Origin of the sequence: Herbaspirillum hiltneri N3 (assembly GCF_001267925.1) — a bacterium.
GTDB lineage: Bacteria > Pseudomonadota > Gammaproteobacteria > Burkholderiales > Burkholderiaceae_D > Herbaspirillum > Herbaspirillum hiltneri.
Map to the genome: position 1 here is coordinate 1906573 of NZ_CP011409.1, position 14342 is coordinate 1920914.

Here is a 14342-nt window from a genome sequence, read left to right on the forward strand (position 1 = left end):
GGAATTCTCGATCGCCGCCATCGGCTGCGGTCAGAGCACTTTGCCGGGATTCATCAGCGCGTGAGGATCCAGCGCCTGTTTGATGGCGCGCATAAGCCGGAGTTCTACCGGTGATTTATAACGCAGGATTTCCTCACGTTTGAGCGCACCGAGTCCGTGTTCGGCCGAGATCGAGCCACCGAATTTGTCGACGCTGTCGTGCACCGCGCGGTTGATGGCCGGCTGTTCGAGGATGAAGTCGGTGTCCTTGATGCCGGGCGGCGGCGAGACGTTGTAGTGCAGGTTGCCGTCGCCGAGATGGCCGAAGGTGACCATGCGGCAGCCGGGCGATGCCTGTTGCACCAGCACGTCGGTGACGCGGATGAATTCACCGATGCGCGAGATCGGCACCGAAATGTCGTGCTTGATGTTCTTGCCTTCGTGCGCCTGCGCCATGGAGATGAGCTCGCGCAATTGCCACAGCGCTTTCGATTGCGCGATCGAAGAGGCGATGACGGCGTCATCGATCAGTTCCTGTTCCAGCGCCAGTCCGATCACGGCTTCGAACATTTCCGAGGCATGGACTTCGGATTCGCTGTCCGATAATTCCAGCAGTACGTACTGCGGATGCAGGCGGTCGAACGGCGCGCGATGCGGTGGAAAATGTTTGGCAACCAGCTGCATGCAAAAATCCGACATCAACTCGAATCCGGTCAGCGCCGCGCCGCACTGCGCCTGCGCCAGGCTGAGCAGGCGCAGCGCGTGATCCGGCGTGCGCAGCGCGGCCAGCGCCGTGACCTGCGCCTTGGGTTGGGGGAACAGTTTGACGACGGCGGCGGTGATGATGCCTAGCGTGCCTTCGGCGCCGATGAACAGATCGCGCAGATCGTAGCCGGTGTTGTCCTTGCGCAGGCCGCGCAGGCTGCTCATGATCTCGCCTTCCGCCGTGACGACTTCCAGGCCCAGGCACAGTTCGCGCGTATTGCCGTAGCGCAGGACCGCAGTGCCGCCGGCGTTGGTCGACAGGTTACCGCCGATGGTGCAGCTGCCTTCCGCCGCCAGCGACAGCGGGAACAGCCGCTGTTGCGCAGCGGCAGCCTGCTGGATGTTTTGCAGGATGCAGCCGGCTTCGACCGTCATGGTGTTGTTGACCGGATCGACCGCGCGGATGCGATTGAGGCGCGTCAGCGACAGCACCACGGCCTTGCCGCTGGTGTCGGGCACGCTGCCCAGCACCAGGCCGGTATTGCCGCCCTGCGGAACGATCGGCACCAGATGCCGGGCGCACAGCTTGACCACGGTGGCGACCTCTTCGGTGCTGCCCGGCCGCAGCACGGCCAGCGCGCGGCCGGTGTAGCGGCCGCGCTGGTCGGTCAGGTAGCCGGCGGTGTCGGCATCGGCAGTCAGGAAGTGGGCGATGCCGATGGCGTCGCGGCAGGCCTGCAGGAAATCTTGCCGGAAATCTTGTTGTGCTGCAGTCATGATGAATGATGAGGTCTGGAGCGCTATTGCGAAGCCTTCCGGATGGCCTGGCGGGCGATTTCCTTGGCGGCTTTCTTGTAGGGAGCCAGGTACAGGATCGCGCACAGGAAATACACGCAGCTGATCGCGACTTCAACCCAGCCGAGCGTGATCGACGTGGCGACGCGGTCGCTGGTGGCGCGCACGATGCCTTCGGTGAAGTACAGCAGGATCAGCATCGACGACCATTGCATGGTGTAGACGTCGCGCTTGAGCACGCCGCGCAGCGGGAACAGCAGCGGAATCACCTTGAGCACCATCCACGAACCGCCCGGCCGCAGCGGCGCCAGCACCAGTTCCCAGGCCACGCAGAGGATGATCAGCGCGACCAGGCTGGCGGCGGCGCCGAGGTGGAAGATGCGAAAACGATGCGTGCTCAGGGTGCTCATTCAAGTCTCCTGCAGTTTGATGGCGTTCTGTGCGAGGCGGCGGCCGAGGGCAACTGCCAGCGCGCGGGTATCGTCGGAAATCGCCTGGTTGCCGTTGACCCCGGCCCAGTGGCTGGCGCCGTAAGGCGAGCCGCCGGTGCTGGTGCTCATCAGCTCGGGATGGGTGTAGGGCAGGCCGACGATGAGCATGCCGTGGTGCAGCAAAGGAATCATCATCGACAGCAACGTCGATTCCTGGCCGCCGTGCATGCTGCCGGTCGCCGTGAACACGCTGGCGGGTTTGCCGGCCAGCGCACCCGCCAGCCATTGCGGCGCGGTGCCGTCCCAGAAGTATTTCATCGCCGCGGCCATGTTGCCGAAGCGCGTCGGCGAGCCCAGCGCGAGTCCGGCGCACTGTTCGAGGTCACTCAATTCGACGTAGGGCGCGCCATCGGCGGGCACGTCGGGTTCGGTGGCTTCCGTCACGGTGGAGACGGCGGGTACGGTGCGCAGGCGCGCATCGCAGCCCGGCACGCTTTCCACGCCCTGGGCAATCAGCTCGGCCAGTTTGCGGGTGGAGCCGTGTCTCGAGTAGTACAGCACCAGTATCGTTATATTAGTTGTGTTCGGCATGTTGGTATTATAGGAGCCTTTATTTATCCATCGCACGCGTTTTACTGCTCGCATTCCGAGAATGAAACCTGGTGCATGATGAAGCGCTGTTCCGGCTTCGTCGTGATTTTGATTGCTTCCTCTTGCTTACTTTTCTGAAACCCATGCAGGGCTTGTCTCGTACCCAGTTGCGTGATTTGTTCCGGTTCGCCGCCAAGCGGCTGAGCGACGATCGCTTGCCGCAGGTGGCGGGCAGCCTGACGTTTACCACCATCCTGTCGCTGGTGCCGCTACTGACCATTGCGCTGGCGATCTTCACCGCCTTCCCGCTGTTCAGCACGTTCCGCTCGGCGCTGGAGGCCTATTTCGTCCAGAGCCTGATGCCCAAGGGCGTGGCCAGCACCATTCTCGGTTACCTGAACCAGTTCTCGTCCAAGTCCGCGCGCTTGTCGGCGGTCGGCGGCGTCGCGCTGATCCTGACGTCGGTGCTGACCATGGCGACCATCGACCGCGTGTTCAACCAGATCTGGCGCGTCAAGAAGTCGCGCCCCTTGCTGCAGCGCATCCTGGTGTACTGGGCCATCATTACGCTCGGTCCCTTGCTGATCGGGATTTCCATCAGCGTGACTTCGTACCTGTATTCCGCCACCAATGGAGTGGTCACCAGCGTGCCGCTCATCGGCGCCAGTTTTTACACGCTGGTGTCAGTGCTGCTGACGACCAGCGCATTCACGCTGCTGTACATCGCCGTGCCGAATCAATGGGTGGACTGGCGTGACGCGGTCTGGGGCGGCTTGCTGGCGGGCGTGGGGGTGGAAATCGCCAAGCGCCTGTTTGCCAGCTATGTCATGAAATTCCCGACCTACACGATGGTGTACGGGACAGTGGCGGCCTTGCCGATTTTCCTGCTGTGGATTTACATGCTGTGGATGATCACGCTGGTCGGCGCGCTGGTAACGGCAGCGCTGCCGATCGTGCGTTACGAGCGCTGGTGGCACGTGGCGTCGCCGGGCAGCGAATTCATCGACGCCATGAAAGTGCTGAAGATCTTGCATGAAGCGCGCGCCAACGGCGAGTCGGCGAAGGTGGATGCCGGTCTGCTGCGCACGCGTACGCACCTCGGGCTGGAGGAGCTGCAGACTTTGTTGCAGAAGATGCTCGAAGCGGGCTGGGTCGGTTCCCTCAAAGGCGAGGCGCCGCGCCTGTCGGCCTGGAACAAACGCCTGGCCGACGGCCTGGACCGCTGGACATTGCTGATCAATCCCGAGTCACTGAAGCTGGTGGACGTGTATCGCCTGTTCGTGTTCGACAGCGCCACCCATGCCGGGGAAGACCAGCAACTGGTCAACCGCGTTGAAAGTGCGGTGTCGCAGGTGCTGGATCAGACGCTGGCGTCCTATTTCTCGGAAGGCGCGCAGGCGCCCGATTTGCGTGAAGTCGCGGCCCCGGCGCCGGTCGGCGTGGGTACCGGGCGCTGAGTAGCGTCCGCCGGAGTTCAGAACGATATCTGCCCGGTCAATATCTGCCAGTACATCACCCAGTCGCCCATGAAGGAGTAGAGCGGCTGCCGAAAGCTGGCCGGGCGGTTCTTCTCGAAGCGGAAATGGCCGACCCAGGCAAAGCCGTAGCCGCACAGGACCGCCGCCGCCAGCCACCAGAAATTGTGCGTCAGCAGCAACATGCCCAGGCAGAGAAGCGCCAGCGTGGAGCCGGCAAAATGCAGCTGGCGGCAGGTGCGGTTCGAATGTTCGCTCAGGTAGCTCAGGTAGAACTCGTCGAAGCTGGTGTATTTGTCATGATGCAGAACGGTGGGCATGCTGGTCTCCTGTGTTCCTGTGATTTCAGAGTAGGCCCTGGCGCCGGCGGAATCAATGAAAAAATTTCATTTTCGTCATCGCTTTACGATTGTGGGTCGTCGCCAAACCTCGTACCATGCATATACCGCCATTGTTTGTGGATTTTTGCTCTCGCATGGGCTACATTCCGGACAGGAGCCCGACGCTCCATGGCTACAATAACTTAAGGATGACACCATGAAAGTCTCTGAAATTCTTAAAGTCAAAGGCAACATTCTCTTCACCGTGACCCCTGACACGCCGATTGCGGATGCCGTAGACGCGATGGCCGAGAAAGACATTGGCTCCCTGGTTGTCATGGAATTCGGCGAGCTGGTCGGCATGCTGACCTTCCGCGAAGTCCTCAAGACGCTGCAGGACAACAAAGGCTCGGTAGGAACGAGCAGCGTGCGCAAGCACATGGACGATCATCCGATCACCGTCACGCCCGACACCGACCTCAACGAAGTGCGCCGCATCATGCTCGAAAAGCACGCGCGCTACGTGCCGGTCATGGAAGCCAAGACGCTGCTGGGCGTGATGTCGTTCTACGACGTCGCCAAGGCGGTGCTGGATGCACAGGGCTTCGAGAACAAGATGCTCAAGGCCTATATCCGCGACTGGCCGGCGGAAGAAGAGAATAGCTAAGCCAGCCGCAGGCGGCCCTGCAGGCGCACAACCTGCCGCCGCCCGCCAGAGAAACCGTTCATGCCGCCATGAACGGTTTTTTGTTGTCCGAACAGGCATGTCCTTGTTCGCTGATCCGATCCTCTTCCAGATTTCGTTCTCTTTCATTTCATGAGTCAATCCAACCAGTTCTCCCTGCTCGGTCAACGCCGTTTTGCGCCGTTTTTCTGGACCCAGTTCCTCGGTGCGCTCAACGACAACGTTTTCAAGACCGCGCTGCTCACCATCCTGACCTATGACGCGCTGAGCTGGACCGACATCGACACCGGCCTGCTTAACAACCTGATCCCGGGTTTGTTCATCCTGCCGTTCTTCCTGTTTTCGGCGACCGCCGGGCAGTTGGCCGACAAGATGGAAAAAGGCCGGCTGGCGCGCTACGTCAAGCTGCTCGAGATCGGCATCATGGGTATCGCCGCCTACGGCTGGATGACGCATCACCTGTGGCTGCTGGTGGTCGCGGTGGCCGGCATGGGCGTGCACTCGACCATCTTCGGCCCGGTCAAGTACGCTTATTTGCCGCAGCAGCTCAAGCCGCAGGAACTGGTCGGAGGCAACGGCGTGATCGAAATGGGCACCTTCGTCGGCATTCTGCTGGGCGAAGTGATCGGCGCCGTACTGGTGGTGCACAAGCCGTTCGGACTGGAAATGGTCGCGGCGATCACGATCGGCTTCGCCGTGCTGGGCTGGCTGGCCAGCCTCGGCATTCCCTCTTCGCCGGCACCGGCGCCTGATCTCAAAATCAATTGGAATCCGTTCTCGGAAATGGTGCGCAACCTCGGTTTCTCGCGCCGCAACCGTCCGGTGTTCCTGTCTATCCTGGGCAATTCGTGGTTCTGGTTTTATGGCGCCATCGTGCTGGCGCAATTCCCGCTGTATGCGAAGAATTACCTGCACGGCGACCACAGCGTTTTTGTTCTGCTGCTGATGGTTTTCTCGGTCGGCATCGGCATCGGTTCGCTGCTGTGCGAACGCCTTTCGGGGCACAAGGTGGAAATCGGCCTGGTGCCGTTCGGTGCGATCGGCTTGTCCGTGTTCGGGCTCGAACTGTACTTCGCCAGCGTCAGCTACAGTGCGACGGCGGCGGTCGACATGAGCGGCTTCCTGGCGCAGCACGGCAGCCTGCGCATCCTGATCGACTGCGCGATGATCGGCGTGTTCGGCGGCTTGTACATCGTGCCGCTGTTTGCGCTGATCCAGACGCGCTGCGATCCCGAACACGTATCGCGCACCATTGCCGGCATGAACATCATGAACTCGCTGTTCATGGTGGTGGCCGCTTTGCTGGCGATGGTGCTGCTGCGCTCGGGCTTCACGATCCCGCAGATTTTCCTCATCACGGCGATCCTCAATGCGCTGGTGGCGACCTACATCTTCTCGCTGGTGCCGGAATTCCTGATGCGTTTCCTGGCATGGATGCTGATCCATACCATTCATCGCGTGCGTACCGTCAACGCGGATCTGATTCCCAAGCATGGCGCGGCGGTGCTGGTGTGCAACCACGTCAGCTATGTCGACGCGATCGTCATCATGGCCGCCAGCCCGCGTCCGATCCGCTTCGTCATGGATCACCGCATCTTCAGGACGCCGGTCCTGTCGTGGATCTTCCGCACCGCCAAGGCGATCCCGATTGCGCCTGCCAAGGAAGATCCGTGGCTGATGGAAAAGGCCTACGTCGACATCGCGCAGGCGCTGCATGAAGGCGACCTGGTCTGCATCTTCCCGGAAGGCAAGCTGACCAGTAACGGCGAGATCAATGAATTCAAGGGCGGCATCAAGAAAATCATCGACCGCTCGCCGGTGCAGGTATTCCCGCTGGCCTTGCGCGGCCTGTGGGGCAGTCTGCTGACGCGCGGCGCCGGCAATCCTTTCCATCGCTCGTTCAAGCGCGGCTTGTTTTCGAAGCTGGAACTGGCGGTCGGCGAGCCTATTGCGGCGCAACAGGCGACGCCGGAATACCTGCAGCAGCGCGTGAGCGAACTGCGCGGCGAGTGGAAATGACCGCCACACTGGTAAAATTCCACTTTCACATCATTAAAAGCAGAGCTTCGCTATGTCCGGCAATACCCTCGGCACGCTGTTTACCGTTACCACCTTCGGCGAATCCCATGGCCCGGCCATCGGTTGCGTGATCGACGGCTGCCCGCCGGGCATGGCGCTCTCCGAGGCCGATATCCAGCCTGAGCTGGATCGTCGCAAGCCGGGCACCTCGCGCCATGTAACCCAGCGGCAGGAGCCGGACACGGTCGAAATCCTGTCCGGCGTGTTCGAAGGCAAGACCACCGGCACGCCGATTGCACTGCTGATCCGCAATCAGGACCAGCGCAGCAAGGACTACGGCAATCTGCTCGACACCTTCCGTCCCGGCCATGCCGACTACACCTATTGGCACAAGTACGGCATCCGCGATCCGCGCGGCGGCGGCCGTTCGTCGGCGCGCCTGACCGCGCCCGTGGTCGGCGCCGCGGCGGTGGCCAAGAAATGGCTGTTCGAGAAATACGGCACCACCTTCAAGGGCTGCATGAGCCAGCTCGGCGATATCGCCATTCCGTTCGAGTCCTGGGAGCATGTGCGCGAGAATCCTTTCTTCTCCGCCAATGCGACCATCGTTCCGCAACTGGAAGACTACATGGACGCCTTGCGCAAAGCCGGCGACTCCTGCGGCGCGCGCATCGACGTCGTGGCGCAGAACGTGCCGGTCGGGCTGGGTGAGCCGATCTACGACAAGCTCGACGCCGAGATCGCCTTTGCCCTGATGGGCATTAATGCCGTCAAGGGCGTGGAAATCGGTGCCGGCTTCAAGTCGGTGGCGCAAAAGGGCACCGAGCACGGCGACGCGCTGACGCCGGACGGTTTCGTCGGCAACAACGCCGGCGGCATTCTCGGCGGTATTTCGACCGGCCAGGACATTACCGCGTCGATCGCCATCAAGCCGACATCGAGCATCCGCTCGCCGCGCCCGTCGATCGACAAGGCCGGGCAAGCCACCGACGTCGAAACCCACGGCCGTCACGACCCATGCGTCGGCATTCGCGCCACGCCGATCGCGGAAGCCATGCTGGCGCTGGTGTTGATGGATCACGCCTTGCGTCATCGCGCGCAATGCGGTGACGTGCATGTGACGACGCCGCAGATCGCCGCACAAAAATAAGTCGGATTTGCCGCGTTTTCCAGCGGCGGGCAGAACCGAGTTGTCGTGCGCGGGTCGAATGATCCGCAAGCACGGGGAGACATTGCGTCTACGGCAACGATGCCAGCGATGCCGACGATGCCAACGATGAGCGGCGGCGACGCCGCATCGGGCCTGGCCGGACCTTCGTTTCCCCTGTATTTTTATCTTTCACGAGGGGATGGCATGGGCTACCAACTACTGCAAACATTGCGCCGGCAACAATTCCTGCCGCGACTGCTGATCGCGGCGACCGCACTGGCGCTGACCGCCTGCGAAAGCGTGCAGACCACCCAGGGCGGCACCGTCGGCGTGACGCGCACGCAAAGCATGGCCTTGTCCGCGCAGGAAATCGACAGCGCCGCCGTCAAGGAATACGCGCAGGTGCTCGACGAGCAAAGGAAGAAGGGCGCGCTGAACCAGAACGCCGCCCAGATGCGCCGCGTGCGCGCCATCGCCGACCGGCTGATCCCGCAAACGGTGGTATTCCGTCCCGACGCCGCCAAGTGGAAATGGGAGGTCAATGTCATTACCTCGCCGGAAGCCAATGCCTGGTGCATGCCCGGCGGCAAGATCGCCGTCTACACCGGCCTGATCGAAAAACTCAAGATCACCGACGACGAACTGGCGGCGGTGATGGGCCACGAAATTTCCCACGCCCTGCGCGAACATGCGCGCGAACGGGCCTCCGAGCAGGCGGTCACCGGTTCGCTGATCTCCATCGGCTCCTCACTGCTGGGCGTCGGCGAACTGGGCCAGCAGGGAGCGCAGTACGCCTATATGGGCCTGATCGGCCTGCCGAATTCGCGTACCCACGAAACCGAAGCCGACCGCATGGGTGTGGAGCTCGCCGCTCGCGCCGGCTATGATCCGCGCGCTGCGATTTCCCTGTGGCAAAAAATGGGGCAGATCGGCGGCAGCGAGCCGATGAAATTCATGTCCACGCATCCTTCGCGCGACGATCGCATCAGCGACCTGACCGTGTATTCGCAGCGCGTGATGCCGCTCTACGAGCAAAGTAAAAAAATGCGCTGAAACCTGTCCACGATCTTACTGCGAGGCCATGATCCGGCGTCGGGCGGTGCTCGGAATCCTCATGTACTGAAGTACATTCCGGTTCCTGCGCTCCGGCCGCCACCGGCTGATGGCCTCTCGCTACAGATCGTGAACAGGTTGCAAAGCGTTGCCGAACGCGCGCCAAAACCACATTGCGACCTCGGAAAAGGCGTGTTTATGGCATAATCAAAGGCTCATTTCAACGACTTGCGTAGCCTTTACACGCCCGCATCATCATGCTCAAGACGCTATACGACAAACTTTGGGAATCTCACGTTGTTCACACCGAACAAGACGGAACGGCCATTTTGTACATTGACCGTCACCTATTGCATGAAGTGACCAGCCCGCAAGCATTCGAAGGCCTCAAACTGGCCGGCCGCCAGCCATGGCGCAATGCCGCCAATCTGGTGGTGGCCGACCACAACGTGCCGACCACCAATCGCGCCAACGGCATTGCCGATCCGATCTCGCGCCTGCAGGTCGAGACGCTGGACGCCAACGCCAAGGAATACGGCCTGACCTATTTCGGCATGAACGACAAGCGCCAGGGTATCGTGCACGTCATCGGACCTGAGCAAGGCGCGACGCTGCCCGGCATGACCGTGGTCTGCGGCGACTCGCACACTTCCACGCACGGCGCGTTCGCCTGCCTGGCGCACGGCATCGGCACCTCCGAAGTCGAGCACGTGCTGGCGACGCAAACGCTGCTGGCCAAGAAATCCAAATCCATGCTGGTTCAGGTCGACGGCGCCTTGCCTTCCGGCGTGACTGCAAAAGACATCGTCCTGGCGGTGATCGGCAAGATCGGTACGGCCGGCGGCACCGGTTACGCCATCGAGTTCGCCGGCTCGACCATGCGCGCGCTGACCATGGAAGGCCGCATGACGGTCTGCAACATGGCCATCGAAGCAGGCGCGCGCGCCGGCATGATCGCGGTCGACGACACCACCATCAATTACCTCAAGGGCCGTCCGTTCTCGCCCGCGGGCCCGCATTGGGAACGCGCCGTGACGTACTGGCGCACGCTGCATTCCGATCCCGGCGCCAAGTTCGACATGGTCGTGACCTTGAACGCCGCCGAGATCAAGCCGCAAGTGACCTGGGGCACTTCGCCTGAGATGGTGACCGCCATCGACAGCCGCGTGCCGGATCCGGACAAGGAAAAAGACGCGACCAAGCGCGACGGCATGGAAAAGGCCCTGGCCTACATGGCGTTGAAGCCCAATACCCCGATCGAAGACATCCGCATCGACAAAGTGTTCATCGGCTCCTGCACCAACTCCCGCATCGAAGATTTGCGTGAAGCGGCGGCAGTGGTGCGCGGCAAGTTCCGCGCGTCCAACGTCAAGCTGGCGATGGTGGTGCCGGGCTCCGGCCTGGTCAAGGAACAGGCCGAACGCGAAGGCCTGGACAAGATTTTCCGCGATGCCGGTTTTGAATGGCGCGAGCCGGGCTGTTCGATGTGTCTGGCGATGAACGCCGACCGTCTGGAACCGGGCGAACGTTGTGCGTCGACGTCCAACCGCAACTTCGAAGGACGTCAGGGCGCCGGCGGCCGTACTCACCTGGTGAGCCCGGCGATGGCGGCTGCAGCAGGTATCGCAGGACATTTTGTTGATGTGCGTTCTTTGTAAAACTACCTTGGTGAAATCATGAAAAAAATAATTGCTTTGGCTGCACTGGCTGTTTCGTTCCTGACTTTGACCGGATGCAATACCGTACGCGGTTTCGGTGAAGACGTCTCAAAGGTCGGCGACAAGATGCAGGACGCCAGCAAGAAGTAATGATGCAGTGGTGGCGGCAGCCGGTGCGTTCGCACCGCTGTTGCTGATTTGTTTTGTTGAAGAGATAAAAGAAATCGGCTGATCCGGATTGCCGCATGGTGCGGCGATCCATCATCGATAAAAGTGCCATGAATAAATTTATTGTCCATGATGGTCTGGTTGCTCCGCTTGACCGCGCCAACGTCGATACCGACGCGATCATCCCCAAGCAATTCCTGAAATCGATCCAACGCAGCGGCTTCGGTCCGAACCTGTTCGACGAATGGCGCTACCTGGATCACGGCGAGCCGGGCATGGACAACGCCAAGCGTCCGCTGAATCCGGATTTCGTGCTGAACCAGGCGCGTTATCAAGGCGCATCGATCCTGCTGGCGCGCAAGAATTTCGGTTGCGGCTCCTCGCGCGAACATGCGCCGTGGGCGCTCGACCAGTACGGCTTCCGCGCGGTGATCGCGCCAAGCTTTGCCGATATTTTCTTTAACAATTGCTTCAAGAACGGCTTGCTGCCGATCGTGCTGCCGGAGCAGCAGATCGACCGCCTGTTCGACGAAGTGAAGGCATTCCCGGGCTTCCGCCTGATCATTGACCTGGAAAAACAGGTCATTACTACCGCCAACGGTAGTCAGACTTACCCGTTTGAGGTCGGCGAATTCCGCAAGTATTGCTTGCTCAATGGCCTGGACGACATCGGTCTGACATTGCGCCAAGCGGACAAAATCCGCGCTTTTGAAGAGCGTCACCTGTTCGATCAACCTTGGCTGGCCAACACCATCTGAGCGTTACCGGTCAATTCGCGCAGGTTTCTGAAGTTTCCGATCAGCCGGATGTCCCACCGCACGGTCGCCAGGACCGGTGCAGAGGGGCCGCCGGCGTTACCATTTTCCAAGACTAGAAGACGACGACATGAAGATTGCAATTTTGCCAGGCGATGGCATCGGTCCCGAGATCATTGAACAAGCGGTGCGCGTGCTCGATACGCTGGGCGAAAAGTTTGAAATGGAAACCGCACCGGTCGGCGGCGCAGGCTACGAGGCACACGGCCATCCGCTGCCGGACGGCACGCTGAAGCTGGCCAAGGAAGCCGATGCGATCCTCTTTGGCGCGGTCGGCGACTGGAAGTACGACACGCTGGATCGTCCGCTGCGCCCCGAGCAAGCGATCCTGGGTCTGCGCAAGCATCTGCAGCTGTTCGCCAATTTCCGTCCTGCAATCTGCTATCCGGAGCTGACCGGCGCCTCGTCGCTGAAGCCTGAACTGGTGGCCGGCCTGGACATCCTGATCGTGCGCGAACTGAACGGCGACATCTATTTCGGCCAGCCGCGCGGCATGCGCGAAGCGCCGGACGGTCCTTTCAAGGGCGCCCGCGAAGGCTTCGACACCATGCGTTACAGCGAGCCGGAAATCCGCCGCATCGCCCACGTTGCGTTCCAGGCCGCTGCCAAGCGCGGCAATCGCCTGTGCAGCGTCGACAAGGCCAACGTGCTGGAAACCTTCCAGTTCTGGAAAGACATCGTCACCGACGTGCACAAGGAATATCCGCAAGTCGAACTGACCCACATGTACGTGGACAATGCCGCGATGCAACTGGTCAAGGCGCCCAAGAACTTCGACGTCATCGTGACCGGCAATATGTTCGGCGATATCTTGTCCGACGCGGCAGCCATGCTGACCGGCTCGATCGGCATGTTGCCGTCGGCCTCGCTGGACGCCAACAACAAGGGTCTGTACGAACCGTCGCACGGTTCGGCGCCCGACATCGCCGGCAAAGGCATCGCCAATCCGCTGGCGACCATCCTGTCGGCGGCCATGATGCTGCGGTTCTCCCTGAACAAGGCAGAACAGGCTGATCGCATTGAAGCGGCGGTGAAGAAAGTCCTTGCACAAGGCTATCGCACCGGCGATATTTATGAAGAGGGCACCACCAAGGTCGGCACCAAAGAAATGGGCGATGCAGTCGTCAAGGCATTGGGCTGATTGAGGTAGTGGTTTTTTTAACGTGGTAGTTCATTGATGATGGAAGTTATTCATAGGGAAAGATGATGAAACTGGTTGGTTTGGTTGGCTGGCGTGGAATGGTGGGTTCGGTCCTGATGCAACGCATGCAGGACGAGGGTGATTTCGATCACATCGAACCGGTATTTTTTTCGACCTCGAATGCAGGCGGTAAAGCACCGTCGTTCGCCAAAACGGCAACGACGCTGAAAGACGCCAACAGCATTGACGAGCTGAAAAAATGCGACATCATTATTACCGCGCAAGGCGGCGACTACACTACCGAGATCTTCCCCAAGCTGCGCGCAGCGGGCTGGAACGGTTTCTGGATCGATGCCGCGTCGACCCTGCGCATGAAGGACGACGCCGTGATCGTGCTCGATCCGGTCAATGACAATGTCATCCGCGACGCGCTGGCCAAGGGCGTCAAGAACTACATCGGCGGCAATTGCACCAACTCCATCCTGCTGATGGGCGTGGGCGGCCTGTTCAAGGAAGGTCTGGTCGAGTGGGTCAGTTCCATGACCTACCAGGCGGCTTCCGGCGGCGGCGCCAACCACATGCGCGAGCTGTTGAAGGGCATGGGCGTGATCAATGCAGCCGTGGCGGAAGAACTGGCGACACCGTCGTCGGCGATTCTGGACATCGACAGCAAGGTCGCCGCGACCATTCGCCAAGACGTGCCGACCGAGTACTTCGGCGCGCCGCTGGCCGGCGGCCTGATCCCATGGATCGACGCGCAACTGGAAAACGGCCAGTCCAAGGAAGAGTGGAAGGGCCAGGCCGAAGTCAACAAGATCCTCGGCAACGAAAAGCCTATCCCTGTCGACGGCCTGTGCGTGCGCATCGGCGCGATGCGTTGCCATAGCCTGGCGTTGACCATCAAGCTCAAGCGCGACCTGCCGCTGGCTGAGATCGAGTCCATCATCCGTGCAGGCAACCAATGGGTGAAATGGGTGCCGAACGATCGCGCCATCACGGTCAAGGAACTGACTCCGGCATCGATCACCGGCAGCCTGGAAATCGGTGTCGGCCGCGTGCGCAAGCTGAACCAGGGACCGGAATACATTTCCGCGTTCGTGATCGGTGATCAGTTGCTGTGGGGCGCGGCCGAACCGTTGCGTCGCATGCTGCGCATCATTCTTGGAAAATGATTGTCGGCGGAGCGTGGGGATTTTCTTCCGCTCCGTTGTCAATTTGCAACACCGACCCGTCAAACATTCCGTCGCCGGAATGCTGACGGGTTTTGACCATCTTGAGAACTTGGTTACACTTGCAGGCCTAAGTTCTTGATGATATGTTGAAAATCAGAATTTATCTCATCCACGTCAACAAACCG

General features: G+C 60.9%; 14 protein-coding genes and 1 other RNA gene. 11 read left to right on the top strand and 4 right to left on the bottom strand.

What is annotated here, in order from left to right:
• Positions 1 to 30: 30 nt before the first annotated feature.
• From F506_RS08565 to wrbA, 3 genes are read right to left on the bottom strand one after another with little or no spacing between them, the layout of a single operon-like run.
• Positions 31 to 1461, bottom strand: coding sequence for an FAD-binding oxidoreductase (locus tag F506_RS08565; protein ID WP_053196607.1), 1431 nt, complete (start codon positions 1459 to 1461; stop codon positions 31 to 33).
• Between the two features lie 23 nt (positions 1462 to 1484).
• A complete protein-coding gene (locus F506_RS08570) occupies positions 1485 to 1889 on the bottom strand; it encodes a DUF2069 domain-containing protein (RefSeq protein WP_053196608.1) in 405 nt (134 codons plus the stop codon).
• Positions 1890 to 2501: an NAD(P)H:quinone oxidoreductase gene (gene wrbA / locus F506_RS08575; protein ID WP_053196610.1), complete on the bottom strand. Its 612-nt coding sequence runs from the start codon at positions 2499 to 2501 to the stop codon at positions 1890 to 1892.
• Positions 2502 to 2644: 143 nt separating this feature from the next.
• On the opposite strand from wrbA, the gene F506_RS08580 reads away from it, so the two are divergent.
• Positions 2645 to 3958: a YihY family inner membrane protein gene (locus F506_RS08580; protein ID WP_053196612.1), complete on the top strand. Its 1314-nt coding sequence runs from the start codon at positions 2645 to 2647 to the stop codon at positions 3956 to 3958.
• 17 nt (positions 3959 to 3975) lie between these two features.
• On the opposite strand, the gene F506_RS08585 is transcribed toward F506_RS08580, so the two are convergent.
• Positions 3976 to 4296, bottom strand: a complete 321-nt coding sequence (locus tag F506_RS08585; protein WP_053196614.1) for a DUF962 domain-containing protein — start codon at positions 4294 to 4296, stop codon at positions 3976 to 3978.
• Positions 4297 to 4513: 217 nt separating this feature from the next.
• Between F506_RS08585 and F506_RS08590 the strand changes: the two genes are divergently transcribed.
• The 10 genes from F506_RS08590 (at position 4514) to asd (ending at position 14157) form a co-directional block, all read left to right on the top strand.
• Positions 4514 to 4963, top strand: a complete 450-nt coding sequence (locus tag F506_RS08590) for a CBS domain-containing protein (protein ID WP_053196617.1) — start codon at positions 4514 to 4516, stop codon at positions 4961 to 4963.
• A 150-nt stretch (positions 4964 to 5113) separates the two neighbouring features.
• Complete coding sequence (locus F506_RS08595) at positions 5114 to 7000, top strand: MFS transporter (RefSeq protein ID WP_053196619.1); 1887 nt, start codon at positions 5114 to 5116, stop codon at positions 6998 to 7000.
• Between the two features lie 52 nt (positions 7001 to 7052).
• The gene (gene aroC, locus F506_RS08600; RefSeq protein ID WP_053196621.1) at positions 7053 to 8150 is read left to right on the top strand and encodes a chorismate synthase; all 1098 of its coding nucleotides are present in this window, start codon (positions 7053 to 7055) and stop codon (positions 8148 to 8150) included.
• Between the two features lie 204 nt (positions 8151 to 8354).
• A complete protein-coding gene (locus tag F506_RS08605) occupies positions 8355 to 9203 on the top strand; it encodes a M48 family metallopeptidase (protein ID WP_053196622.1) in 849 nt (282 codons plus the stop codon).
• Positions 9204 to 9264: 61 nt separating this feature from the next.
• A non-coding RNA gene (locus tag F506_RS22630) (sX9 sRNA) lies at positions 9265 to 9339 on the top strand.
• Positions 9340 to 9460: 121 nt separating this feature from the next.
• Positions 9461 to 10861 (top strand): 3-isopropylmalate dehydratase large subunit, encoded by a 1401-nt coding sequence (gene leuC, locus F506_RS08610; RefSeq protein WP_053196623.1) that lies wholly within the window; start codon positions 9461 to 9463, stop codon positions 10859 to 10861.
• Positions 10862 to 10879: 18 nt separating this feature from the next.
• Positions 10880 to 11011: an entericidin A/B family lipoprotein gene (locus tag F506_RS08615; RefSeq protein ID WP_053196626.1), complete on the top strand. Its 132-nt coding sequence runs from the start codon at positions 10880 to 10882 to the stop codon at positions 11009 to 11011.
• A gap of 128 nt (positions 11012 to 11139) precedes the next feature.
• Positions 11140 to 11787, top strand: coding sequence for a 3-isopropylmalate dehydratase small subunit (gene leuD / locus F506_RS08620; protein WP_053196627.1), 648 nt, complete (start codon positions 11140 to 11142; stop codon positions 11785 to 11787).
• A gap of 127 nt (positions 11788 to 11914) precedes the next feature.
• Positions 11915 to 12985: a 3-isopropylmalate dehydrogenase gene (leuB, locus tag F506_RS08625; RefSeq protein ID WP_053196629.1), complete on the top strand. Its 1071-nt coding sequence runs from the start codon at positions 11915 to 11917 to the stop codon at positions 12983 to 12985.
• A 65-nt stretch (positions 12986 to 13050) separates the two neighbouring features.
• Complete coding sequence (gene asd, locus F506_RS08630; protein ID WP_053201403.1) at positions 13051 to 14157, top strand: aspartate-semialdehyde dehydrogenase; 1107 nt, start codon at positions 13051 to 13053, stop codon at positions 14155 to 14157.
• Positions 14158 to 14342: the final 185 nt, after the last annotated feature.